Source organism: Nocardioides koreensis, from assembly GCF_039531775.1.
In the GTDB taxonomy this organism is placed as follows: Bacteria; Actinomycetota; Actinomycetes; order Propionibacteriales; family Nocardioidaceae; genus Nocardioides; species Nocardioides koreensis.
In genome coordinates this window covers 200,225-223,916 of the sequence record NZ_BAAAQR010000004.1, presented here as the reverse complement: position 1 = coordinate 223,916, position 23,692 = coordinate 200,225, and the positions used below count along the sequence as shown (strand labels likewise).

The 23,692-nt window shown below is 71.1% G+C and carries 22 protein-coding genes and 4 tRNA genes; 11 read left to right on the top strand and 15 right to left on the bottom strand.

The features are described from left to right. The 3 genes from thrS to ABD268_RS09115 form a co-directional block, all read right to left on the bottom strand. Window positions 1-1,995, bottom strand: coding sequence for a threonine--tRNA ligase (gene thrS / locus ABD268_RS09125; protein ID WP_344150339.1), 1,995 nt, complete (start codon window positions 1,993-1,995; stop codon window positions 1-3). Between the two features lie 432 nt (window positions 1,996-2,427). After that, complete coding sequence (locus tag ABD268_RS09120; protein WP_425573700.1) at window positions 2,428-3,243, bottom strand: NADPH-dependent F420 reductase; 816 nt, start codon at window positions 3,241-3,243, stop codon at window positions 2,428-2,430. Window positions 3,244-3,270: 27 nt separating this feature from the next. After that, window positions 3,271-3,345 (bottom strand) — tRNA-Val (locus ABD268_RS09115). 176 nt (window positions 3,346-3,521) lie between these two features. On the opposite strand from ABD268_RS09115, the gene ABD268_RS09110 reads away from it, so the two are divergent. Continuing rightward, window positions 3,522-3,950, top strand: coding sequence for an SsgA family sporulation/cell division regulator (locus ABD268_RS09110; protein ID WP_344150336.1), 429 nt, complete (start codon window positions 3,522-3,524; stop codon window positions 3,948-3,950). Window positions 3,951-3,959: 9 nt separating this feature from the next. On the opposite strand, the gene ABD268_RS09105 is transcribed toward ABD268_RS09110, so the two are convergent. Next, the gene (locus tag ABD268_RS09105; protein ID WP_344150333.1) at window positions 3,960-4,781 is read right to left on the bottom strand and encodes an aminotransferase class IV; all 822 of its coding nucleotides are present in this window, start codon (window positions 4,779-4,781) and stop codon (window positions 3,960-3,962) included. A gap of 138 nt (window positions 4,782-4,919) precedes the next feature. Here ABD268_RS09105 and ABD268_RS09100 point away from each other — a divergent pair. The 3 genes from ABD268_RS09100 (at window position 4,920) to ABD268_RS09090 (ending at window position 5,211) form a co-directional block, all read left to right on the top strand. Next, a tRNA-Gly gene (locus ABD268_RS09100) sits at window positions 4,920-4,992 on the top strand. 32 nt (window positions 4,993-5,024) lie between these two features. Then, window positions 5,025-5,095 (top strand) — tRNA-Cys (locus tag ABD268_RS09095). Window positions 5,096-5,136: 41 nt separating this feature from the next. Beyond that, window positions 5,137-5,211 (top strand) — tRNA-Val (locus ABD268_RS09090). A 72-nt stretch (window positions 5,212-5,283) separates the two neighbouring features. Here ABD268_RS09090 and ABD268_RS09085 read toward each other — a convergent pair. The 7 genes from ABD268_RS09085 to ABD268_RS09055 form a co-directional block, all read right to left on the bottom strand. Then, window positions 5,284-5,718: a VOC family protein gene (locus ABD268_RS09085; protein ID WP_344150330.1), complete on the bottom strand. Its 435-nt coding sequence runs from the start codon at window positions 5,716-5,718 to the stop codon at window positions 5,284-5,286. 115 nt (window positions 5,719-5,833) lie between these two features. Beyond that, window positions 5,834-6,874 (bottom strand): NAD(P)-dependent alcohol dehydrogenase, encoded by a 1,041-nt coding sequence (locus tag ABD268_RS09080; RefSeq protein WP_344150327.1) that lies wholly within the window; start codon window positions 6,872-6,874, stop codon window positions 5,834-5,836. A 52-nt stretch (window positions 6,875-6,926) separates the two neighbouring features. Continuing rightward, the gene (locus ABD268_RS09075; RefSeq protein WP_344150324.1) at window positions 6,927-7,106 is read right to left on the bottom strand and encodes a cupin domain-containing protein; all 180 of its coding nucleotides are present in this window, start codon (window positions 7,104-7,106) and stop codon (window positions 6,927-6,929) included. Between the two features lie 128 nt (window positions 7,107-7,234). Further along, window positions 7,235-8,122, bottom strand: coding sequence for a helix-turn-helix transcriptional regulator (locus ABD268_RS09070; RefSeq protein WP_344150321.1), 888 nt, complete (start codon window positions 8,120-8,122; stop codon window positions 7,235-7,237). Window positions 8,123-8,187: 65 nt separating this feature from the next. Then, window positions 8,188-9,717, bottom strand: coding sequence for an ArnT family glycosyltransferase (locus ABD268_RS09065; protein ID WP_344150318.1), 1,530 nt, complete (start codon window positions 9,715-9,717; stop codon window positions 8,188-8,190). 129 nt (window positions 9,718-9,846) lie between these two features. After that, complete coding sequence (locus ABD268_RS09060; protein WP_344150315.1) at window positions 9,847-10,131, bottom strand: GlsB/YeaQ/YmgE family stress response membrane protein; 285 nt, start codon at window positions 10,129-10,131, stop codon at window positions 9,847-9,849. A 77-nt stretch (window positions 10,132-10,208) separates the two neighbouring features. Further along, on the bottom strand, window positions 10,209-10,409 hold the full coding sequence (locus tag ABD268_RS09055) for a hypothetical protein (protein WP_344150312.1): 201 nt from the start codon (window positions 10,407-10,409) through the stop codon (window positions 10,209-10,211). 578 nt (window positions 10,410-10,987) lie between these two features. Between ABD268_RS09055 and ABD268_RS09050 the strand changes: the two genes are divergently transcribed. Then, the gene (locus ABD268_RS09050) at window positions 10,988-11,326 is read left to right on the top strand and encodes an STAS domain-containing protein (protein ID WP_344150309.1); all 339 of its coding nucleotides are present in this window, start codon (window positions 10,988-10,990) and stop codon (window positions 11,324-11,326) included. A gap of 128 nt (window positions 11,327-11,454) precedes the next feature. Here the strand turns inward: ABD268_RS09050 and ABD268_RS09045 are convergent, their stop codons facing one another. Both ABD268_RS09045 and ABD268_RS09040 read right to left on the bottom strand, forming a co-directional pair. Then, window positions 11,455-12,558 (bottom strand): potassium channel family protein, encoded by a 1,104-nt coding sequence (locus tag ABD268_RS09045; protein WP_344150306.1) that lies wholly within the window; start codon window positions 12,556-12,558, stop codon window positions 11,455-11,457. A gap of 44 nt (window positions 12,559-12,602) precedes the next feature. Beyond that, entirely contained in the window at window positions 12,603-13,580 is a 978-nt protein-coding gene (locus ABD268_RS09040) for a YihY/virulence factor BrkB family protein (protein WP_344150303.1), read from the bottom strand. Between the two features lie 17 nt (window positions 13,581-13,597). Between ABD268_RS09040 and ABD268_RS09035 the strand changes: the two genes are divergently transcribed. Then, a complete protein-coding gene (locus tag ABD268_RS09035) occupies window positions 13,598-15,274 on the top strand; it encodes an acyl-CoA dehydrogenase family protein (protein WP_344150300.1) in 1,677 nt (558 codons plus the stop codon). A 50-nt stretch (window positions 15,275-15,324) separates the two neighbouring features. Here ABD268_RS09035 and ABD268_RS09030 read toward each other — a convergent pair whose 3' ends face one another. Then, the gene (locus ABD268_RS09030; RefSeq protein ID WP_344150297.1) at window positions 15,325-16,695 is read right to left on the bottom strand and encodes a cation:dicarboxylate symporter family transporter; all 1,371 of its coding nucleotides are present in this window, start codon (window positions 16,693-16,695) and stop codon (window positions 15,325-15,327) included. Between the two features lie 134 nt (window positions 16,696-16,829). Here ABD268_RS09030 and ABD268_RS09025 point away from each other — a divergent pair, with 134 nt between their 5' ends. Both ABD268_RS09025 and ABD268_RS09020 read left to right on the top strand, forming a co-directional pair. After that, a complete protein-coding gene (locus ABD268_RS09025) occupies window positions 16,830-18,449 on the top strand; it encodes a sensor histidine kinase (protein WP_344150294.1) in 1,620 nt (539 codons plus the stop codon). Further along, a complete protein-coding gene (locus ABD268_RS09020; protein ID WP_344150291.1) occupies window positions 18,446-19,123 on the top strand; it encodes a response regulator in 678 nt (225 codons plus the stop codon). Before ABD268_RS09025 ends, ABD268_RS09020 begins: the two co-directional genes overlap by 4 nt. A gap of 3 nt (window positions 19,124-19,126) precedes the next feature. On the opposite strand, the gene ABD268_RS09015 is transcribed toward ABD268_RS09020, so the two are convergent. Then, on the bottom strand, window positions 19,127-20,563 hold the full coding sequence (locus ABD268_RS09015) for a glycine hydroxymethyltransferase (RefSeq protein WP_344150288.1): 1,437 nt from the start codon (window positions 20,561-20,563) through the stop codon (window positions 19,127-19,129). Between the two features lie 423 nt (window positions 20,564-20,986). Here ABD268_RS09015 and ABD268_RS09010 point away from each other — a divergent pair, with 423 nt between their 5' ends. Genes ABD268_RS09010 through ABD268_RS09000 form a run of 3 tightly spaced genes read left to right on the top strand, consistent with a single transcriptional unit; the run spans window position 20,987 to window position 23,627 of the window. Further along, the gene (locus tag ABD268_RS09010; RefSeq protein ID WP_344150285.1) at window positions 20,987-22,699 is read left to right on the top strand and encodes a nitrite/sulfite reductase; all 1,713 of its coding nucleotides are present in this window, start codon (window positions 20,987-20,989) and stop codon (window positions 22,697-22,699) included. Further along, window positions 22,696-22,884, top strand: a complete 189-nt coding sequence (locus ABD268_RS09005) for a hypothetical protein (RefSeq protein WP_344150282.1) — start codon at window positions 22,696-22,698, stop codon at window positions 22,882-22,884. Before ABD268_RS09010 ends, ABD268_RS09005 begins: the two co-directional genes overlap by 4 nt. Continuing rightward, entirely contained in the window at window positions 22,881-23,627 is a 747-nt protein-coding gene (locus ABD268_RS09000; protein WP_344150279.1) for a phosphoadenylyl-sulfate reductase, read from the top strand. Before ABD268_RS09005 ends, ABD268_RS09000 begins: the two co-directional genes overlap by 4 nt. Window positions 23,628-23,692: the final 65 nt, after the last annotated feature.

Genomic DNA, 23,692 nt, shown 5'->3' with positions numbered 1-23,692 from the left:
TCAGACCTGCTCGCGGGACTCCACCGCGGCCACGACCCGGGCGATGGCCTCCTCGATCGGCACGCCGTTCTCCTGGTGCCCGTCGCGGTAGCGGAACGACACCGCACCCGCCTCCACGTCGTTGTCGCCGGCGATCACCATGAACGGCACCTTCTGCAGCTGCGCGTTGCGGATCTTCTTCTGCATCCGGTCGTCGGAGTGGTCGACCTCGACCCGTAGGCCGCGCGCCTTCATCTGCCGCGCCACGTCGTAAAGGTAGTCGTTGTGGCGCTCGGCCACTGGGATGCCCTGCACCTGGACCGGGGCCAGCCACGGAGGGAAGGCGCCGGCGTAGTGCTCGACCAGCACGCCGATGAAGCGTTCGATGGACCCGAACTTGGCCGAGTGGATCATCACCGGCTGCTGGCGCGAGCCGTCCTGGGCGATGTACTCGAGGTTGAACCGGTCGGCCGAGGGCTGGTTGAAGTCGTACTGGATGGTCGACATCTGCCAGGTCCGGCCGATGGCGTCGCGCGCCTGGACCGAGATCTTGGGGCCGTAGTACGCGGCACCGCCCGGGTCGGGCACGAGCTCGAGACCCGAGTCGGTCGCGACCTTGGCCAACACCGAGGTCGCCATCTCCCAGTCCTCGTCGGAGCCGATGAACTTGTCGGGCTTGGAGTCGTCACGGGTCGAGAGCTCGAGGTAGAAGTCGTCCAGCCCGAAGTCGCGGAAGAGACTGAGGCAGAAGTCCAGCAGGTGCTGGATCTCCGCCGGGGCCTGCTCAGGGGTGACGTAGGAGTGCGAGTCGTCCTGCGCGAAGCCGCGCACGCGGGTCAGGCCGTGGACGACGCCGGACTTCTCGTGACGGTATACCGAGCCGAACTCGAAGAGCCGCAGCGGCAGCTCCCGGTAGGAGCGCTGGCGCGAGCGGAAGATCAGGTTGTGCATCGGGCAGTTCATGGCCTTGAGGCGGTAGGCCATCTCGTCCACGTCGAGTGCAGGGAACATGCCCTCGCCGTAGTAGGGCAGGTGTCCGGAGGTGTAGAACAGCCCCTCCTTGGCGATGTGGGGGGTGCCGACGTACTCGAACCCCTCCTCGATGTGGCGCTGGCGGACGTAGTCCTCCATCACGCGCTTGATGACACCCCCCTTGGGGTGGAAGACCGGCAGGCCGGAGCCGATCTCGTCGGGGAAGCTGAACAGGTCGAGGTCGCGGCCGAGCTTGCGGTGGTCCCGACGCTCGGCCTCCTCGATCCGGTGCAGGTGCTCCTCGAGCGCATCCTTGGACTCCCAGGCGGTGCCGTAGATGCGCTGGAGCTGCTTGTTCTTCTCGTCGCCGCGCCAGTACGCCGCGGCCGAGCGCATCAGCTTGAACGCCGGGATCCGCTTGGTGGTCGGCAGGTGCGGACCGCGGCACAGGTCGCTCCAGGCCACGTCGCCGTTGCGGCGGACGTTGTCGTAGATCGTCAGCTCGCCGGCGCCGACCTCGACGCTCGCGCCCTCGGCGGCGCCCTCGGCGTGCCCGGAGCCCTTCAGCCCGATCAGCTCGATCTTGTAGGGCTCGTCCTTGAGCTCGGCGATCGCGTCGTGGTCGGAGACCGGGCGCCGGGAGAAGCGCTGGCCCTCCTTGACGATCTTGCGCATCCGGGTCTCGATCTTCTCGAGGTCCTCGGGGACGAACGGGGTCGCCACGTCGAAGTCGTAGTAGAAGCCGTTCTCGACCGGCGGGCCGATGCCGAGCTTCGCCTCAGGGAAGAGCTCCTGCACCGCCTGCGCCATCACGTGCGCGGTGGAGTGCCGCAGGATGTCGCGGCCGTCCGGGCTGTCGATGGCGACACCCTCGACCTCGTCGCCGTCGCCGAGCTCGTGGGCCAGGTCCTTGAGCGAACCGCCGACGCGCGCCGCGATGATCGTGGGGTCCTCGGCGTACAGCTCCCACGCCTTGGTGCCCGTCGTGACCGTCCGGTCCTCACGCGCGTCGGCGTGGACGAGGACGACCTTGATGTCGGACACAGGAATGCTCCTTGATGCGGGGATCTGGTGGACCCGTCGATCGTATCCGTCGGCCCTGTGGCGACGCGCCCCGGTTTCCTGTCGGACCGTACCCAATGCTGGGGACGTCTCCCCAACTGCTCGACGCACCTCGCCGCGCTTACACGACATTGGCCACGCCTCCGTCTGGGGAGGCGTCGGAGTCACATCAGTGGGGGGCGTGCGCGCATGTTCGGATCAGGGTTGTCCAAGAGGCCGGTACGGCGGCCGCGCACGACGTGCGGCGTGTCCCGGAGGTCCCGCCGGATCCCGCTCCTCGCCGCCGTCGCGCTCGCGGCGGGTCGCTAGGCATCGTCACGCCGGCGTCGGCCGCGAACGCCGCCCTGACGCTGACGGTCGTCGGGCTGAGGTGACCGTCCGGCCGGCCCCGGTGGCACCCGGGGCCGGTCGGGCTCACCCCGCCATGTCGCGGTAGCGCTGCGCCTTGGCCAACAGGTCCCGGACCCGGTCGGCGTCGCCGGTGCGCGGCTTCATGTCCGCGGTGCCCCAGCCCTCGGTGTACGGCGTGCCGTACGCCGCGGTGTCGCGCTGGTAGCGCCAGCCCTCGGACAACGGACCGGCGTCGACGGTGTCGTACCCGATGTCGTCGAGGAAGTCGGCCACCGCCTTCTTGGAGCCCTCGTCGTCGCCGGCGATCGCCAGGGCGCTGCGGTCCTCGCTGCCCGACGGGCGGGCGAGCTCGAGGAGGTGGCCGAAGTAGATGTTGTTGAACGCCTTGACCACGTTCGACTCCGGCAGGTGCGCCTGGAGCAGCTCGGAGACGGTCGTGGACTCGTCGTCCAGCTCGGCGATGTGGCCGTCGCGCTGCGGGTAGTAGTTGTTCGTGTCGATCACGATCTTGCCGCGCAGCGGCTCGACCGGGACCTCGCGGTAGCTCTTGAGCGGGATCGTCACGACGACGATGTCCCCCGCGGCCGCGGCCTCGGCGGCAGTGGCCGCGCTGGCGCGCTCCCCCAGCTCGTCCACGAGATCGACGAGGGTCTCCGGCCCCCGGCTGTTGCTGAGCACGACGACGTGCCCCGCGGCGACCGCGAGGCGTGCGACGGTGCTGCCGATGTGTCCTGCTCCGATGAGTCCGATGGTTGTCATGAGATGCAGAACGGCCCGGAACGAGTGATCATTCCGGTCCGTGCTGGATGCTGTTCGGGGGGCGACACCGGTTTCGGACCAGTGACCTCTTCGGTGCAAACGACAGAGCCGCGCTACCACCTCGTAGCGCGGCCCTCATCGTGGAACTGGTGGGCGATACTGGGTTCGAACCAGTGACCTCTTCGGTGTGAACGAAGCGCGCTACCACTGCGCCAATCGCCCCGGTTGTGCCTCACGGTAGCTCCCGTGCTGCGGTCGCAGACTTTAGCGCATGCGTCCGGCGTACTCACATTCTGGGGCCCTTGGTCCCTTTTGCGTCACGGCACCACGGGTGCACCGTCTTGTCACAGGACCGACTACGGGGGCCGGTCAAGATCCAGGACGGGGCGAGAGCCGACGTGACCCACCAGCCGATCTCTCGGACGCTCTCCCAGGAGCTGACCCTGCAGTGCGTGGACGCGCGCGGGCGCGGGGTCGAGCTCGTGGCGTCCTTCGGGTACGACCCCGACGACCCGTACGCCGTGTGGATCACGTTCCCGTCCGCCCAGGGCGACGTGCGCTGGGCGATGTGCCGCGCCACGCTGCTGCGGGCGCTGACCGATCCCGCCGGCCAGGGCGACCTCGAGATGTGGCCGAGCATCGACCACGAGGGGCGTGCGGTCGTCGTGCTGGAGTTCCGCTCCCCCGGCGGCCAGCTGATCGCCCAGGCGCACACGCACGAGGTGTACCGGTTCCTCACCCGCACCCTGGCGGCCGTCCCGGCCGGCACCGAGAGCGACCATCTCGACCTGGACGGCCTGGTGGCCGACCTGCTGCGTCCGGCGTAGCCCGACGCCTCAGCTGCCCAGCAGCTCGGGCTCCCGCTCGGCCCACAGCGCCGCGACCTCGCGGGTGACCGGTCCGGGCGCGGGCAGCTCGCGGGCGTCCCACGCCGAGACGCCCTGGACGTCGCGGGTGGTCGAGGTCAGGAACACCTCGCTCGCGGCCTCGACGGCCTCGATCGGCTCGTCGACCTCGACGCCGCCGAACCACTCCAGGACCAGCGCGCGGGTGACCCCGGCCAGGCAGCCGCTGGCCAGCGTGGGGGTGCGCAGCTCACCCTCGACGACGTAGAACACGTTCGAGCCCGTGCCCTCGCACAGGTGGCCCGCCAGGTTCGCGAAGATCGCCTCCGTGGCACCGCGCTCCTTGGCGGCGGCCAGCGCGACGACGTTCTCGGCGTACGACGTGGTCTTGAGGCCGGCGAGGGCCCCGCGCTCGTTGCGCGGCCACGGCACCGTCGCCACCCGGGTCGTCGCCGGCCACGGCGCCATCGCGTCGGCCACCACGACCAGCGTGGGCGGCTCGTCGCCGCGGCCGGAGCCGAGCGGGGCCGGGCCACCGGTGTAGGTGATCCGGATCCGGCCCAGCGGCAGGTCCTGGCCCTCCAGCACCGCGGCGACCCCCCGGCGTACGGCGTCCTCGTCGAGCCCGGGGAGGCCGAGCCCCGCTGCCGAGCGGGCGAGGCGCTCCAGGTGTCGGGTCAGGGCGAACGGCAGGCCGTCGACCACCTTGATCGCCTCGAAGACCCCGTCCCCCACGGTCAACCCGTGGTCGGTGACCCGGACCGCCGCGGCGGTGGGGTCGGACATCAGATGACCGTTGATCCAGGCGCGCATGAGGGCCACTCTAGGAGTCGGAACGGGCCGCGAACCGCAGGTGAACACGCCCACCGGGGGTCGATTTTGCACCCCCACAGGCATCGGCTACTGTTCTCACGTCGCCGCGGCCCGGGCAGCCGGGAAGCGGAGAGACAAGCGGACGTAGCTCAGTTGGTAGAGCGCAACCTTGCCAAGGTTGAGGTCGCGAGTTCGAGCCTCGTCGTCCGCTCGGAGAGGTCTCTCTCACGGTTTGGCCTCCACGGTGGAGTGGCCGAGAGGCGAGGCAACGGACTGCAAATCCGTCTACACGGGTTCAAATCCCGTCTCCACCTCGAACACCATCGGTCCCACCTGTGGGATCGTTGTTGCTCACGGGCGATTGGCGCAGTGGTAGCGCGCTTCCTTGACACGGAAGAGGTCACTGGTTCAAACCCAGTATCGCCCACCAGCACGAAACCCGCCCCTGACGCGAATCACGCGATCAGGGGCGGTGCTCATTTCGGCGCCGGGCGGCGGGCACTCAGTCGAGACAGAACTCGTTGCCCTCGACGTCCTGCATCACGAGGCACGACTCGTTGTCCTCGTCGGCGAGCAGCAGTCGCACGCGTGTCGCGCCCAGCGGGAGCAGGCGTGCGCACTCGGCCTCCAGTGCGGCCAGGCGCTCCTCCCCCACGAGCCCGGTGCCGACCCGCACGTCGAGATGCAGCCGGTTCTTGGCGACCTTGCCCTCGGGAACGCGCTGGAAGAACAGTCGCGGGCCCACGCCCGAGGGGTCGACGCAGGCGAACGCCGAACCCTGGTCCTCAGGGGGCAGCGCGCGATCGAAGTCGCCCCACGTGGCGAACCCCTCCGGTGGCGGCGGCACGACGTACCCCAGCACCTCGCACCAGAAACGAGCGACGCGCTCGGGCTCTGCGCAGTCGAAGGTGACCTGGAACTGCTTGACCGACGCCATGGGGCAACACCCTAGGGGCTCGTGGCGTGAGCACCGCAAGGCAATTGGCCGGCCGTCCGGGACCGGAGCGCCCCCGCCGACGGTTGTCGTGCCGACGGGGGGCTCCGGTCTGGTCTCAGGCCAGGGTCGCGGTGTCGATGACGAACCGGTACCGGACGTCGGAGGCCAGGACGCGCTCGTAGGCCTCGTTCACCTGGTCGGCCGGGATCACCTCGACCTCGGCCCCGATGCGGTGCTCGGCGCAGAAGTCCAGCATCTCCTGGGTCAGGGCGATGCCACCGATCATCGACCCGGCGTAGGACCGACGCGCGCCGATCAGCGAGAACACGTTCAGGCTGAGCGGCTCAGCCGGAGCACCGACGTTGACCAGGGTTCCGTCGACGGCGAGCAGCCCCAGGTAGGCGTCGACGTCGATCGGGGCGCTGACGGTGTTGACGATCAGGTCGAACCGGCCGGCGAGCTGCTCGAAGGTGTCGGGGTCGGACGTCGCGTGGTAGTGGTCCGCGCCCAGCCGGAGGCCGTCCTCCTGCTTCTTCAGCGACTGCGACAGCACGGTGACCTCTGCGCCGAGGGCGTGGGCGATCCGGACCGCCATGTGGCCGAGTCCGCCGAGACCGACGATGGCCACCTTCCTGCCCGGTCCGGCGCCCCAGCGGCGGAGCGGTGCGTAGGTGGTGATGCCGGCACACAGCAGCGGCGCTGCGGCGGCCGGGTCGAGGCCGTCGGGGACGGAGAGCACGTAGTCGGCGTCGACGACGACGTGGGTGGAGTAGCCGCCCTGGGTCGTGGTGCCGTCGCGGTCGGTGCCGGCGTAGGTGGGGACCATCCCGTCGAGGCAGTACTGCTCGTCGCCGTTGCGGCAGTTGGTGCACTCGCCGCAGGAGTTGACCATGCAGCCGACGCCGACCCGGTCACCGACCTCGTGGGTGCTGACCGCGGCGCCGACCTCGGTCACGGTGCCGACGATCTCGTGCCCGGGTACGACGGGGAACGGCTGCGGCCCCCAGTCGCCGTTGACGGTGTGGATGTCGGAGTGGCAGATGCCGGCGTACTCGATGTGGATGAGGACGTCGTTGGACCCGACGTCGCGGCGCTCGATGACGGTCGGGGCCAGCGGCTGGCCGGCGGCGGGTGCGGCGTATGCGTTGACGCGCATGGGGTGGTGCTCCTTCGCGGGTGGTGGTGCAGGGTTTCGGACGTGGCTGCTGTCAGCCGACGGGTGCCGCTGCGGCGTACTCCTCGTCGCTGACCGGGTCGAGCCAGTGCACGAGGTTCGCGGTGACCCGGGACGGGGCCGGGGCGGCGGCTACGGAGTCGATGTAGACGTCCCCGGTGAACCAGTCGCCGGGTCCCTTGGCGGTGTCGATCGAGCTGCGGGTGATCTGCATGGCTTCCTCCTTCGAAGCTGCGCTCTGGGCGCGTGGGTGGGCGTCGGGTGGGCATCGGGTGGCGGTGGGCAGGGCCGTGCCGGCACCGCTCCCGGTGTCGGGAGGGCTTGGCGGTTGCGGGGCGGTCCCTACGCGGGGACCTGGGTGGCGGCCCAGCTGGCCAGCAGCTTGAGCCGGTCCGCGGAATCGGTGCCGGGCTCGGCGGTGTAGATGGTCAGGTCGAGGACCCAGTCGTCGTCGGCGGCCAGGTCGAGCGAGTGGTAGACGAGATCCAGCGGGCCGACCTCGGGGTGGTTGAACTGCTTCTTGCCGGCGTGGTGGATGCGGACGTTGTGGGCGGCCCACCGGGTGCGGAACTCCTCGCTGACGGTGGAGAGCTCACCGACGAGCCGCCGCAGGTCCTTGTTGTGCGGGTCGCGGCCGGCCTCGGCGCGCAGCAGCGCCACGGTGACGTTGGCGGCGGCGTCCCACTCGGGGAAGTACTCCTGGGCCGTGGGGTCGAGGAACTGGTACCGGGCGATGTTGGCCGCGAGACTCCCGTCGTCGGTGGCCTCGGGCGAGAACATCGGCGAGTACAGCGCTCTGGCCAGGGCGTTGGTCGCGAGGATGTCCATGCGGCCGTTGCGGACGAAGGCGGCCGAGTCGCTCATCGAGTCGAGCATCCACTGCACCCGGGGCCGGACCTCGGCCTGCTTGCGCGGCCTCGGGGCCCGGTTCCGGGGACGCGCGGCTCGGGCCAGGTCGAACAGGTAGGCCCGCTCGGCCTCGTCGAGCTGCAGCGCGCGGGCGACGGCCTCCAGCACGTCTTCGGAGACACCGCCGATGTGGCCCTTCTCCAGGCGCGTGTACCAGTCGGTGCTCACCCCTGCCAGCACCGCGACCTCCTCGCGCCGCAGGCCCGGCACCCGTCGGCGACCGCCACCGGCCGGCAGCCCGACCTGGTCGGGACTGATCCGGGCCCGGCGAGTGGCCAGGAAGTCGCGGATCTCGGCGCGGGTGTCGGGTTGGTCGGTCACGCCCTCCAACGTACGTGGGATGCCAGCCGGAGGGAGGTTGAGCTTCTACCCCCATCGGCCCGGCCTCACTCCACCGGCACGTAGGTGTCCTTCACGATCGTGCGCAGCTCGTCGCGGGTCTGGCGCCCCACGCCCTTGTGGACGTACCAGTCCCACCCGATCGACGTCCCGACGCGGTGGTAGCCCTGGGCCAGGGTGGGGTCGAGCCAGTCCGGCACCGTCCCGCCGTTGCCGAGGGCGATCAGCGTCGGCTTCTGGCGCCCGACCCAGCGGCCGTAGCCGTCGCGTCCGCCGGGCCAGGTGTCGTCCACGTAGTCGATGAGTCCGTTGCCGAACAGCTGGAGCCTCGAGAGGTTGCGCTGGTGGGCGAGGACCAGCGGCTGCGGCGCCTCGACCGACAGGATGCGAGCGCCCGGGGGCAGCGCGTCGAGCACCGCGTCCACCGAGGCCCGCTGCTGGTCCAGCGTGTTGTCGCGGGTGCTGATCGCGTACGTCGCGCCGATGGCCGTCGCCGCGACGGTCCACGCCGCGGTGGCGAACACGGCGGTGCGCAGCGACACCCGGTGGGCGAGGCCGGCCACCAGGCCACCGATGCCGAGCGCGGCCGGCGGCAGCATGATGAACGCGTCCGGGAAGCCGTTGAAGGCCCGCAGCGACCACGCCACCCCGGCCAGCAGGATCGCGCCGGTCGCCAGCACGTTGACCCGTACGGCGTCGCGGCGGTCCGGCGACGGCCACAGCGCCCGAACGGCCAGGACCGTGATGGCGACCAGACCGGTGAGGAAGAGCGCGAGCGAGGGACCGTAGCCCTCGACCAGCATCCGCCAGGCCTCGTCGGGGTTGGTCACGAGCGAGATCTGCCGGGTGTAGCGCGCGTTGATGAGGAAGAAGTCGTCCCAGAAGACGTCGAAGGCGCCGACCGCGGCGTAGCAGGCCACCGTCACCGCGGTGGGGATCAGCCCCCCGACCACGACCCGTGCGAGGGCCTTGACCCGTCCCTCCGACTGGCCCAGCACGATGGCGGTCACGGCCCCGGCCATGACCACGAAGAGCACCGGCTGCCAGCAGAGCGTGGCCAGCGCGGTGAAGAAGCCCACGGTCAGCCAGCGCCGATGCACCATGGCGAGCATCGCGCCGAGCAGGAAGAGCACCATCGTGGTCTTCTCACGGGGCCCGTCCGACGCGTAGGCGATGAAGCCCTGGCAGCCCAGCAGGCTGGCGGCGGCCGCCACGCCCGCCAGCCGCGACCGGAAGACGTCGCGGCCGAGGAGGTAGGCGACGGCGATGGCCGCGATCGCGAAGAGCATGAGGAACACCCGCATGCCCACGACCTGGTCGACCCCCACCCAGCCCGACAGCAGGGCACCGATGCCGGGGATCAGGTGCGCCAGCGGGCCGGCACGGTTGACGACCGCGACGTACGGCGGCACGCCCTCGGCGACCTGCTGGCCGCCGTACGCGTAGTCGCCGAGGTCGCGCGAGAGGTAGCCGTCGAACCCGTGCAGCACGTAGAGCGTGGTCGCCACCGCGCACAGGAGCGGGACCAGGGGGTCCGTCCGCGCGAGCCGGTCGCGCACACCAGAGAGGGAAGTCATCGTGCGCACCACGATGTCAGAGCGCAATGAAGGCATGGTGAAGCGTCCGTGAACCTTCCGTTCGGGGGCACTGGCGATGCGACGGCCCGCCCCCGCGCGGCTGCGGGAGGCGGGCCTGTGCCGCGAGGACTACCGGAAGATGTGCCGCTTCGAGCCGGTGTTCCTGCCCGTGAGCGTGGAGGCGGCCACGACCAGGACGGCCGCGACGATGACGGCGACGATCCAGCGGACCCAGTCCACTCCGTTGGTCTCGCTGCCGCCGAACGCGGTGTAGACGTACCACCCGAGGATCACGCCACCGATGCCGCACAGGACGGTCAGCCAGATCGGGATGTTGTCCTTGTCGCCCGGGGCGACGAGCTTGCCGAGCAGGCCGATGATGATGCCCGCGACGATGACACCGAGGATTTCCATGCTTCCCTCCCCTTTCGGGTTAGGCCGCCTCGTGCGGCCTGACAGGCTCGTACCCCGGAAAGCCCCTGGTCAAGCCGTCAGGCGATCCGCTCGACGTGCTCCGGCTGCAGCTCGGGCATCTCCGCCATGACCGTGAGGTCCGGGTAGCTCTCGGACTCGACCCAGATCCGCGAAGCGCCGGACTCGACCAGGGCGGTCTCGAGGGAGGTCAGGATGGCGTCGATGGTGCTGTCACCCAGCGGCGGGTGGAGGGTGAGGATCTTGCGGGTGCTCGACACGGCGGGCTCGCTTTCCAGCGCGTTGGCAGGACCGGGCAGTTGAGACACGGGTCCAACGAGCGGGTGCCCGTCGAGTGATGGCACCCGCAGCACCTTTCTGACGCGGTGCAGGCTCACGCGGACCTGACTCACGCGCGGCGCGGGCGGCCGGAAATATGACGAACCGCCGGCGTCTCGGGTCACCGGCGGTTCATGAAGAACACTACTCGCGCGAACCTGAAGAGAGCCTCGATTTTCCTTCAAGATTCGCTCAAGTCTCCGGCTCGCGCTGCCCGGAGACAGAGCGAACGGCTGGCGTCTCGGGTCACCAGCGGTTCTGCCTCCCAGTCTAGCCACCACGAGCGCCAGATCCAGAGGGTCGAGGCAGGAAATCGGGTGGTCCAGTCAGCTGTCCCGGCCGACCCCCCCCGTCCACAGCCCCCGCCGAAACTTGTGGCATCGGGGCCGGACAGGCGTACTGTCGAGGCAGCCGAGAGTCTTTCGTGTCCCGCCAACCAAGGCGACTCCGTTCTCGGCCGCAGAATGAACCAGAAGTCTCGCCGTTCCGCATGGTGCCTGGCTTCGGGAATCCGGCTCTCATGCAGTTCTCGCTCCGATCGACCGTCTCACCGCCCGAGGTCCACCTGTCCATGGACGGCGAGCTCGACATCTTCACCGCCGGCCAGGTACGCCGCACACTCAGCGACGCGGTGGGGAACGGCTGCCGGAGCGCACGCCTGGACACCGCCGGCGTGACGTTCGTGGACGCCTCGGCACTCGGCGTCCTGGTCCGCGCACGCGAGCTGATGAGGTCGTGCGCCGGGACCATGGAGATCGTGGCGTTCAGCCCGGTCTTCCTCCGCCTGTGCGTGCTCACCGAGCTGATGACGCTGCTGTCGGTGCCGAGCGCGGAGCCGGAGCAGGTCGCGGCCGGCTGACCTCGCACGGGCCCACCGTCCCCGAATGCCCCCGTGGTTCGGGGACGGCGAGCACGCTCGGTGCGCTGCACGGCCCAGCCTGAAGCGCGCGACCGGCCCGGACCACACCCGGAAGGGTGAAACAGCTTCTACTCGTGCTCGCTCGCGAGGTCCTCGCCGTGGGTTCCGGGGCGGGGCGCCCACGGCAGCTCCTTGGCGGGACGGACGACGATCAGCCGGTCCCCGCGGGCGAGCTGGGTGACGACCGGGTCGAAGTACCGGTAGACCTTCTCGTCGCGCACGACGGCGATGACCTGGTCGGGCAGCGTCTGCGGCTGCTTGCCGACCTCGGAGACCAGCAGGTCCCGCTCGGCGACCTCGAGCCCCTCGCCGTACGTCAGCAGGTCCTCCATCACCGAGCCGAGCGTGGGCGACAGCGACGACAGCCCGAGCAGCCGGCCCACGGCGTCGGAGGAGGTGATCACCGAGTTGGCGCCGGACTGGCGCATCAGCGGCACGTTCTCCTGCTCGCGGACCGCGGCCACGATCCAGGCGTCCGGGTTCAGCTGGCGGACCGTGAGCGTGGCGAGCACGTTGGAGTCGTCGCGGTTCGTGGTGATGATGACCTGGTTGGCCGTGGCCACCCCCGCCCGCCGGAGCACCTCGCGCCGGGTGGCGTCGCCGGTGACCACCGCGAGCCCGTCCGCGTGGGCGTCCTGCAGGGCGATGGTGCTCGGGTCGACGACGACGATGCCCTCACGGTCCTGGCCGTTGTTGACCAGCGTCTCGACGGCGCTACGGCCCTTGGTGCCGTAGCCGACCACGACGACGTGCTCTCCCATGCTCTTCCTCCACCGGGCGACCCGGAACATCTCGCGGCCCTGGGAGGCGAGCACCTCCAGGGTGGTCCCGATCAGCAGCACCAGGAAGGCGATGCGGGCCGGGGTGATGACGAACGCGTTCACCAGTCTGGCCCGCTCGGTGACCGGGGCGATGTCGCCGTAGCCGGTCGTGCTCAGCGTGACGGTCGTGTAGTAGATCGAGTCGACCAGGTTCACGCCGTAGAACGGCGGGTCGTTGCCGTCCCGGTAGCCGTCACGGTCGAGGTAGACGATCAGGACAGTGCCGACGAGGATCGTCATCGCGGCGAGCAGGCGGCGGCCGAGCTCCCACCAGGGAGACCGCGACCGGTCCGGGAGGGCGACCTTGCCGCGGGTCGTTCCCGGGGACGCGTCGCTGGGCTCGTCGGGCACGGGCTGAATGTAGTCGACGGGTGGGCCGGCAGCGCGCACGACCGTCAGCTCGGCCGGTCCCGCACCGCCATCGAGCGGAGCCGCTGCACCAGCTCGAGCCGGGCGCGGGTCGTGGCCTTCTGGGGGAACACGGTGTCGAAGGCGGCGTTGACCGCCGCGCCGACGAGCACCGCGATCGCGACCAGGTAGAGCCAGACCAGGATGGCGATCGGCGCCGAGAGCGGGCCGTAGATCGACTTCGAGTCGGCCGCGGTGGCCGTCAGGAACCAGCGCAGCAGGTAGGAGCCGAGGATCCACACGACCAGGGAGAACGAGGCGCCGGGGAGGTTGAAGCTCCAGTTGGTCCGCACCGGCACCGACACGTGGTAGAGCGTGGCGAGGAAGCAGACGCACACCACCACGACCGTGGGCCAGTAGAAGTGCATGACGAAGTCGAAGCGGGTCGGCAGCCAGTCCGCCACCAGCGTCGGCCCCGCGATCACGAGCGGGATCGTCAGCACGCCGGTGACCATGGCCAGCACGTAGAGCGCGAAGGACAGGGCCCGGGTCTTGACGATCCCCCGGCGCCCGCCGAGCCCGTGCATGATCGTGATGGTGTCGACGAACACGTTGAGCGCCCGCGAGCCGGACCAGAGCGCCAGCACGAAGCCGAGCGAGATGACGTCGAAGCGACCGCCCTTCAGCACGTCGTCGATGGTCGGGATGATGATCCGGTTCACGGCGCTCTCCGTGAGCGCGCGCTCCGAGAGGTCGATCACGGCCGCGCGGACGTCGGCCACCTGCGCCGGGGTGAACCGGTCGGTGACGTAGCCGATCGCGCCGGCCATCGCGAAGATCAGGGGCGGCACCGAGAGCACCGCGAAGAAGGCCGCCTCGGCCGCCAGCCCGGTCACCCGGTAGCGCAGGCAGGAGCTCACGGTCGTCACGACCAGGCGCCAGACCACCTCCCGGGTGCTCTGCACCCAGGCCGCGCGGGTGGTGGTCGGAGCCGCCCCGGACGGGCGGATCTCCGACTGGGCCATGGGCCTACGGTATCCGTATGACGCCGCACACTCCGGACGACATCCGGGTCGTCACCAACCAGTCTCCCCCGCTCGTCGGCCACAACGTGGTCACCTCCGACATGGCGCTGGTCGAGGCCGTCGAGCGGCACGGGTCGGCCGAGGTCGTCGCCGACCTCACCGCGCTCGGGGCCGAGGCCGGCACGGCCGAGGCACGCGAGCACGGCGTGCTCGCCAACGAGAACCACCCGCAGCTGACGCCGTACGACCGCTACGGCAACCGGATCGACGAGGTCCGGTTCCACCCGTCGTGGCACTGGCTGATGGAGCGGGCCGTCGGGCACGGCCTCGCGGCCGCACCGTGGGAGTCGGACTCGCCGCACGCGCACGTACGCCGCGCCGCCGGCTTCATGGCCTGGTCGCACACCGAGCCCGGGCACGGCTGCCCGATCTCGATGACGTACGCCGCGGTGCCGGCGCTGCGGGCCGACGATGCCATGGCCAAGGAGTGGACGCCGCTGCTCGCCTCGACGACGTACGACCCCGGGGTGCGGCTCGCGTCGACCAAGCGCGGAGTGCTGGCCGGGATGGGGATGACCGAGAAGCAGGGCGGCTCGGACGTGCGCGCCAACGTGACGCAGGCGCGCCCGACGTCGACCGACGGTGAGTACACCCTGCACGGGCACAAGTGGTTCACCTCGGCGCCGATGAACGACGTCTTCCTGGTGCTCGCCCAGGCTCCCTCGGACTCAGGCGAGGGTGGCGTGACCTGCTTCGTGGTGCCGCGGGTGCTGGCCGACGGGACCCGCAACCAGCTCGACGTCGTCCGCCTCAAGGACAAGCTGGGCAACCGGTCCAACGCGTCCTCGGAGCTGGAGTTCAACGGCACCGTCGCCCACCGGCTCGGCGACGAGGGCCGCGGCGTCCGCACGATCATCGAGATGGTGGCCGCGACCCGGCTCGACTGCGTGCTCGGCTCGACGTCGCTGATGCGCCGGGCGCTCAACGAGGCGACCTGGCACGCCGCGCACCGCTCCGCCTTCGGCTCGCTGCTGATCGACAAGCCGCTGATGCAGAACGTCCTGGCCGACCTCGCGGTCGAGACCGAGGCCGCCACCGCGGTGGCGGTCCGGCTGGCCGCGGCCGTCGACGGTCTCGACAAGCTCGACCACCGGGAGCGTGCGCACGAGGCCGCGCTGCGCCGGATCGCGCTGCCGCTGGCGAAGTTCTGGGTCTGCAAGCGGACCCCGTTCATGGTCGCGGAGGCGCTGGAGTGCCTCGGCGGGAACGGGTACGTCGAGGAGTCCGTGATGCCGCTGCTCTACCGCGAGGCACCGCTGAACTCCGTGTGGGAGGGCTCCGGCAACGTCAACGCCCTCGACGTGCTCCGCGCCCTGTCGCGGGAGCCGGAGGTGCTCGAGGCGTGGATCACCGAGGTGGGCCTGGCCCGCGGCGCGGACCCGCGCCTGGACCGGGCCGTCGACGAGACGCTGGCGCTGCTCGGCGACGCCGCCACGCTCGAGTCCTCCGCACGACGGTTGGCCGGCCGGATGGCCGCCTGCCTCCAGGGCTCGCTGCTGGTCCGCTTCGCTCCCCCGGAGGTCGCCGACGCGTTCTGCGCCTCGCGGCTCGGCACGTCGTACGACGGCACGTTCGGCACCCTCGACGGCGGTGACCTGAAGGCGATCGTGGAGCGCGCGACGCCCACGCTGTGACGTGACGACGCCCCCGCCCGCAGCGTGCGGGCGGGGGCGTCGTGCGCAGGTCACACGGGCTGCGTGGCGACCGGCGACGGCTCGAGGACGGCGTGGTCCTCGTCCTCGTCGAGCATCGTGGTCTCGTCGAAGGGCTCCTCGCCGACGAGCACCCGGTCCAGCCGGGCCCGGTCGAGGCCGCCGGTCCAGTGCGCGATCAGCACGGTGGCCACCGAGTTGCCGGCGAAGTTGGTCAGCGCCCGCGCCTCGGACATGAACCGGTCGATGCCCACGATCAGGCCGACCCCGTCGAGCAGCTCGGGGCGGTGCGAGCTCAGCCCACCGGCCAGGGTGGCCATGCCCGCACCGGTGACGCCGGCGGCGCCCTTGGAGGCGATCATCATGAACAGCAGCAGCGAGACCTGCTCGCCGATGCTCAGCGGGTCGCCCAGCGCGGAGGCGATGAAGAGCGACGCCATGGTCAGGTAGATCGCGGTGCCGTCGAGGTTGAAGGAGTAGCCGGTCGGCACCACCACGCCCACGGTCGGCTTGTCGACGCCGGCGTGCTCCATCTTCGCGATCAGGCGGGGCAGCGCCGACTCGGAGGACGAGGTCGACAGGATCAGCAGGAACTCCCGGCCGAGGTACTTGAAGAGGCTGAAGACGTTGACGCCGGTGACCGCCTTGAGCAGCGTGCCGAGCACCACGAAGACGAACAGCGCGCAGGTGACGTAGAAGCCGAGCATCAGCACGGCCAGGCTCTTCAGCGCGTCCACGCCGGTCTCGCCGACCACCGCGGCCATCGCGCCGAAGGCACCGACGGGTGCGACCCACATGATCATGGACAGGACCCGGAAGACCAGCCGCTGCACGTGCCCGACGCCGCGCAGGATCGGCTCGCCGGTGCGGCCCATGGCCTGGACGGCGAAGCCGACCAGCAGCGCGACCAGCAGCGTCTCGAGCACCTCACCCGAGGTGAGCGCGGAGAACAGCGAGGTCGGGACGATGCCCAGCAGGAAGTCGGTGGTGGTGCCTGCTCCCTCGGCCTGCGCGGCTCCGGCGCTCGCGGCCTCGTCGGTCAGGTGCAGGCCCGAGCCGGGGTGCAGGATGTTGCCGACGACCAGGCCGATGGCCAGCGCCACGGTCGACATCGCGAGGAAGTAGGCCAGGGCGAGCCCGCCGACCTTGCCGACCCGGGCGGCGCTGCGCACCGACCCGACGCCGATCACGATCGTGCAGAAGATGACCGGCTGGATCATCATCTTGATCAGGGCGACGAACGCCGTGCCGAGCGGCTTCAGCTCGACGGCGAAGTCGGGGAACAGCAGCCCGACGAGGATGCCGAGGCCGACCGCGGCGACGACCGCGACATAGAGGTAGTGGGTGCGGTTCTGGCGCCGCGGCCTGGCTGTGCCGCGCGGCTCGGGGACGGTGACGCTCATGAGTTCCTCCAGGTCTTCGCCGGGCTGGACCCGGCTGGTGCGCCCATCGTGGGACGGCTAGTGACGCCGGTCACTGTTGTGGTCGTTGTGGTCGCCGGCGTCCGTACCCGGGGCGGTGCGGCACAATCCCCCGCATGGGCAGGCGTGGCACCGGACGGGAGCCGTCGGTCGCGCGCCAGATCCTGGTCCTGCAGGTGCTGGTCGTGCTCGTCCTCGTCGTCGGGGCCCTCGTCCTCGCGGCGTACGACGCCCGCCGGGACGCCCGGACGACCGCCACCGACCGCGCGGTGGCCGTGGCCGAGGCGGTCGCCGACTCCCCCACCGTGGTCGCCGCCCTCCGGGACACCGACCCGTCCGTCGCGCTCCAGCCGTACGCCGAGAAGGTCCGGCGCGACACCGGCGTGGACTTCGTGGTGGTGATGAAGCTGGACCGGACCCGGTACACCCACCCCGATCCCGACCGGATCGGCCAGCCCTTCGTCGGCGACCTCGGCGGCGCGCCGCAGGGCCAGGTCTTCACCCAGGAGTACACCGGCACCCTGGGCCCGTCGATGCGCTCCGTCGTCCCCGTCCTCGACGACCACGGCGACGTGGTCGCCCTGGTCTCGGTGGGCATCACCGTCTCCCGGATCGACCAGCAGCTCCGCCGCGACCTGGCGTTGATCCTGCTCGCCGGGGCGGCGGTGCTCGCCGCCGGGCTGGCCGGTGTCTGGCTGGTGAGCCGGCGCCTGCGCCGCCAGACCCACGGGCTGGGTGAGCGCGAGATCACCCGGATGTACGAGTACTACAGCGCTGTCCTGCACGCGGTCCGCGAGGGGCTGCTGCTGATCGACGACCGCGGCCGGGTCCAGCTGGTCAACGACGAGGCCCGGCGGCTGCTGGCGCTGCCCGACGACGTGGTCGGGCGCCCCCTCGACGAGCTCGACCTGCCGCCCGGGCTGGTGGCCGCGGCGCTCGGGCGGACCACCGAGGCCGACGACATCTACGTCGCCGGCGAGCACGTGCTGGTCGTCAGCTCGGCACCCGCCTCCTGGCAGGGCCGGGACGTGGGCGCCGTGGTGAGCCTGCGCGACCACACCGAGCTGCGCTCGGTCACCGGCGAGCTCGACGTGGTGCGGAGCCTCACCGAGTCGCTGCGCTCGCAGAACCACGAGGCCGCCAACCGGCTGCACACCGTGGTGTCCCTGATCGAGATGGGCCGCCCGGAGGAGGCGGTGGCGTTCGCGACCGAGGAGCTCGAGGTGGCCCAGCACCTGACCGACCGGATGGTCGGCGCGGTCGGCGACCCGGTGGTGGCCGCCCTGCTGCTCGGCAAGAGCGCGGACGCCGCCGAGCGCGGGATCGACCTCACCATCGAGGGCGACCTGCCCGACCTCGGCGAGGCCGTGGCCGGGCGCGACCTGGTCACCGTCCTCGGCAACCTCGTCGACAACGCCCTCGACGCGGTGACCGGCCGGCCGGACCGACGGGTCACGGTGCGGCTCGGCGGCGACCTCGACGCGGTCCGCATCGGCGTCGGCGACAGCGGTCCCGGGCTCACCCCCGAGCAGGCGGCCCGCGCGATGGACCGGGGCTGGACCACGAAGACCTCGGCCGACGACCTCGGCGGCCGCGGCGTCGGCCTCGCGCTCGTGGGCCAGGTGGCGCGTCGCCACGGCGGCGACGTCGCCATCGGCACCTCCGCGCACGGCGGCGCGGAGTTCACCGTGACCCTGCGCCCCGCCCGGGTCCCGGCGAGTGGTGGGCCGGGATGACCGTCCGGGTGCTGGTCGTGGAGGACGAGGCGCTCGCCGCGGAGGCACATGCGGCGTACACCGCACGGGTCGAGGGGTTCGAGGTCGCCGGCATCGCCCGCTCGGCCGCCGAGGCGGCCCGGTTCCTGACCCAGGACCGGCACGTCGACCTGATTCTGCTCGACATGCACCTGCCCGACGGCCACGGGCTCGGGCTGCTGCAGCGGCTGCGGGCCGCCGGGCACCTCTGCGACGTCATCGCGGTGACCTCGGCCCGCGACGCGGACGTCGTGCGCCACGCGGTCGCCCAGGGCGTTGTGCTCTACCTGCTCAAGCCGTTCACCTTCGCGACGTTCCGGGCCAAGCTCGAGCAGTACGCCGCGTACCGCGCCCGGCTCGCGGCGGCCCCGACCGAGGTGGTGCAGGACGAGGTGGACCAGCTGTTCGGCTCGCTGCGCCCCGCGTCCGGTACGGCGCCGCCCAAGGGCATGAGCGCGGAGACGCTCCGCGAGGTCACCGCGGCGCTGCGCGACGCCGGCACGCCGATGTCCGCGACCGAGGTCGCCGACGCGGTCGGCGCCTCCCGGGTCACCGCCCGCCGCTACCTCGAGCACCTCGCCGAGACCGGGCAGGCCGAGCGCCGCCCCCGGTACGGCGGCAGCGGCCGCCCCGAGATGGAGTACCTCTGGCGCTGAGCGTCAGCTGAGCTCCAGACCCGGGTAGAGCGGGTGCTTGTCGAGCATCTCGCCCGAGGCGGCCTTCACCTTGTCGGCCACCCCGTCGGCGAGGACGTACGACGCCTTCGACGGCCCGCCGGCCTTGGTGGTGCCCGGCTGGGTGTTGGAGAGCACCTGCACGATCAGGTCGGCGACGTTGTCGAACTCGTCGTGGCCGAAGCCGCGGGTCGTGAGCGCGGGTGTGCCGAGCCGGACGCCGGAGGTGTACCAGGCACCGTTCGGGTCCTGGGGCACCGAGTTGCGGTTGGTGACGACTCCCGCGTCGAGCAGCGCCGACTCGGCCTGGCGGCCGGTGAGCCCGAAGGAGGACACGTCGAGGAGCACGATGTGGTTGTCGGTGCCGCCGGTGACGAGCTTCGCGCCGCGCGAGACGAAGCCCTCGGCCAGCGACTGGGCATTGTCGGCGACCTGCTGGGCGTAGGTCTGGAACGCCGGCTGGCGCGCCTCGGCGAGGGCCACGGCCTTGGCCGCCATCACGTGCGAGAGCGGGCCGCCGAGCACCATCGGGCAGCCGCGGTCGACGTCGGCGGCGTACTCCTCCTGGGCCAGGACCAGGCCGCCGCGCGGGCCGCGCAGCGACTTGTGCGTCGTCGTGGTGGTGAGGTGCGCGAAGGGCACCGGGTTCTCGTCGCCGGTGAACACCTTGCCGGCGACCAGGCCCGCGAAGTGGGCCATGTCGACCATCAGCGTGGCGCCGACCTCGTCGGCGATCTCGCGCATCTTGGCGAAGTTCACCCGGCGCGGGTAGGCCGAGTAGCCGGCCACCAGGACGAGCGGCTTGAACTCGCGGGCCTTCGCCGCCACGGCGTCGTAGTCGAGCAGCCCGGTCTCGGGGTCGGTGCCGTACTGCTGCTGGTGGAACATCTTGCCGCTGATGTTCGGGCGGAAGCCATGGGTGAGGTGGCCGCCGGCATCGAGGGACATGCCCAGCAGGCGCTGGTTGCCGAACTCGTGGCGCAGCGCCTCCCAGTCCTCCTCGCTCAGCTCGTTGACGTTCTTGGCGCCGAGCTTCTGCAGGGCCGGGGTCTCGATGCGGTGGGCGAGGATCGACCAGAAGGCGACCAGGTTGGCGTCGATGCCGGAGTGCGGCTGGACGTAGGCGTACGGCGCGTCGAACAGCTCGCGGGCGTGCTCGGCGGCGAGCGACTCGACGGTGTCGACGTTCTGGCAGCCCGCGTAGAAGCGGTGGCCGACCGTGCCCTCGGCGTACTTGTCGCTGAACCAGGTGCCCATCGTCAGCAGCACCGCCGGCGAGGCGTAGTTCTCGCTGGCGATCAGCTTGAGCGAGGCCCGCTGGTCGGCCAGCTCCTGGCGGGTCGCGTCCGCGATGCGGGGTTCGACCGAGGCGATGACCTCGAGGGCCTGGGTGTACGCGCTGCTGATCAGGTCGTCCGTCATGGCCCCAGCGTAGTGACGTCGGCGCCGACCGCCAGCCCGCCCTCGCCCGGGGCCATGGTGTGACGTGGGCCGCACGCCTTCGCGGCTCAGGCGTGACCCGCCACGACACGTCTCACATTCTGGAGCAGCGTCTCACTCCACGAGATTCGAGTTTGTGGTCGGGACGTCCGAGCCCTGAGACTCCTTGACATGATCAGCGCTGCAACACACGCCTACCTCGTGGTTCGACGCCACGTGGACCTCGGGCGCACCCGCAGCATGATGTGTTGGCCTTCCTGACCGCCGTCGATCCTCCCCCGCGAGCCGACGGCCGCCCGCCCGACGACCACCAGTCCCCGGGCGCCCGGTCCGGAAGGTCAACCCGACGACGAGGTCGGGCCCTGACGAGTCGCGCGTCTCACAACCGCCCAAGGATCCGTCTTCATGTCGAACCAGGCCACCGCTCCTCGCCCCGCCCGTCCGCGTCCCAAGCGCGGTGAAGGCCAGTGGGCGCTCGGCTACAGCGAGCCGCTCAACGCCAACGAGCAGTCCAAGAAGGACGACAACCCGCTCAACGTCGAGGCCCGCATCCGCAACATCTACTCCAAGCGCGGCTTCGACTCCATCGACCCCGCCGACCTGCGCGGCCGCTTCCGCTGGATGGGCCTCTACACCCAGCGCGCCCCCGGCTTCGACGGTGGCAAGACGGCCACCCTGGAGCCGCACGAGCTCGACGACCGGTACTTCATGATGCGCGTCCGCAGCGACGGCGCCCTGCTGGGCCCGGCGCAGCTGCGCACCCTCGGCGGCATCTCCACCGACTTCGCCCGCAACACCGCCGACATCACCGACCGGCAGAACATCCAGTACCACTGGATCGACATCGAGAACGTGCCCGAGATCTGGTCGCGCCTCGAGGCCGTCGGACTCAGCACCCTGGAGGCCTGCGGCGACTCCCCGCGCGGATTCCTCGGCTCCCCCGTCGCCGGGGTCGCCAAGGACGAGATCATCGACGCCACGCCCGCGCTGGCCGAGATCAAGCGCCGCTACATCGGCAAGCCGGAGTACGCCAACCTGCCGCGCAAGTTCAAGACCTCGGCCTCCGGGCACCCCTCGCTCGACGGCGCCCCCGAGATCAACGACGTCTCGTTCGTCGGCATCGACCACCCCGAGCACGGACCCGGCTTCGACCTGTGGGTCGGCGGCGGGCTCTCCACCAACCCGATGCTGGCGCAGAAGCTCGGAGTGTGGATCGCGCTCGAGGACGTCGCGGACGTCTGGGAGGGCGTGATCTCGATCTTCCGCGACTACGGCTACCGCCGGCTGCGCTCGCGCGCCCGGCTGAAGTTCCTGGTCGCGGACTGGGGCGTGGAGAAGTTCCGCGAGGTCCTCGAGTCCGAGTACCTCCACCGCGCCCTGCCCGACGCCGAGTCGCCCGGGGTCGCCGAGCACAGTGGCGACCACATCGGCGTGCACGAGCAGAAGGACGGCCGGTTCTACATCGGCGCCGCTCCCACCGTCGGCCGCATCGACGGCGACGTGCTCACCGGGCTCGGCGACCTCGTCGAGGCGTACGGCGCCGACGGCGTGCGGCTCACGTCGTACCAGAAGCTGGTCGTGCTCGGCGTGGACGCGGACAAGGTCGAGGACGTCGTCGCGACGCTCGACCGGATCGGGCTCGCAGCGCGGCCGTCGCAGTGGCGGCGCTCCACGATGGCCTGCACCGGCATCGAGTTCTGCAAGCTCGCCATCGTCGACACCAAGCAGCGTGCGCACGACCTCGTGGCCGAGCTCGAGCGCCGCTTCCCCGACCTCGACACGCCGATCAGCATCAACGTCAACGGCTGCCCGAACGCCTGCGCCCGCACCCAGATCGCCGACATCGGGCTCAAGGGCCAGCTGGTGATGGACGGCGACGGCAACCAGGTGGAGGGCTTCCAGGTCCACCTCGGCGGCGGCATCGGCCTGATCAGCTCGCTGGGCAAGAAGCTGCGCGCCCACAAGGTCACCAGCGCCGGGCTCGACGACTACGTCACCGACGTCGTCTCGGCCTACCTGCAGCACCGCGAGGACGGCGAGTCGTTCGCGGCCTGGGTCGCCCGCGCCGACGAGGAGCACCTGCGCGGCGAGCGGAGCCTGGAGGCGGTCGGGTCATGACTGAACGCGCCGTCCCCTACCACTGCCCGTACTGCGGGGACGAGGACCTGCGCCCCCACGAGGTCGTCTCGGAGACCGGCGAGGTCACCTCGCCGCACGGGACGTGGGAGTGCCGAGCCTGCCGGCGCGCGTTCTCGCTGAAGATGCTGGGCCTGCTGCGCCCGTCGGGTGGTGGCTCGTCATGACCGCCGCCACCACCGCCTCGGCCCGCAGCTTCCGCGGCACCCACACCGCGGGCCGCTCCCCCGAGGAGCTGCGCGAGCTGGTGTCCCACGTCGGCGCCGAGCTGGAGCTCGCGCCCGCCGAGAACATCATCGAGTGGGCGGTCGCGACGTTCGGCGAGCGCTTCTGCATCACCTCCTCGATGGGCGACGCGGTCCTGGCCCACCTGGCGTCGAAGGTCGCGCCGGGCGTGGACGTCGTCTTCCTCGACACCGGCTACCACTTCGCCGAGACGATCGGCACCCGCGACGCCGTCGAGGCGACGCTCGACGTCAACCTGCTGACCATCACGCCCCAGCAGAGCGTGGCCGAGCAGGACGCTGCGTACGGCAAGGACCTCTACAAGACCGACCCCGACCTGTGCTGCGCATTGCGCAAGGTGCAGCCGCTGGCCGAGTCGCTGGAGCGGTACGACGCCTGGGCGACCGGGCTGCGCCGGGCGGAGACCCACAACCGGGTGATCGCCCCCGTCGTCGGCTGGGACGCCAAGAAGGGCAAGGTCAAGGTGTCCCCGCTGGCTCGCTGGTCCGACGAGCAGGTCGAGCGCTACATCGCCGACAACGGCGTCCTGGTGAACCCGCTCGTCCACGACGGGTACCCCTCCATCGGGTGCTGGCCCTGCACCCGTCGCGTCGCGCCCGGTGAGGACCCGCGCAGCGGGCGCTGGGCCGGCACCACCAAGACCGAGTGCGGGATCCACTCATGACGTCCCGCACCCTCCTGATCGACAGCGCCGTCGGTCGTCACACCACCACCCCGGTAGCACCGGCA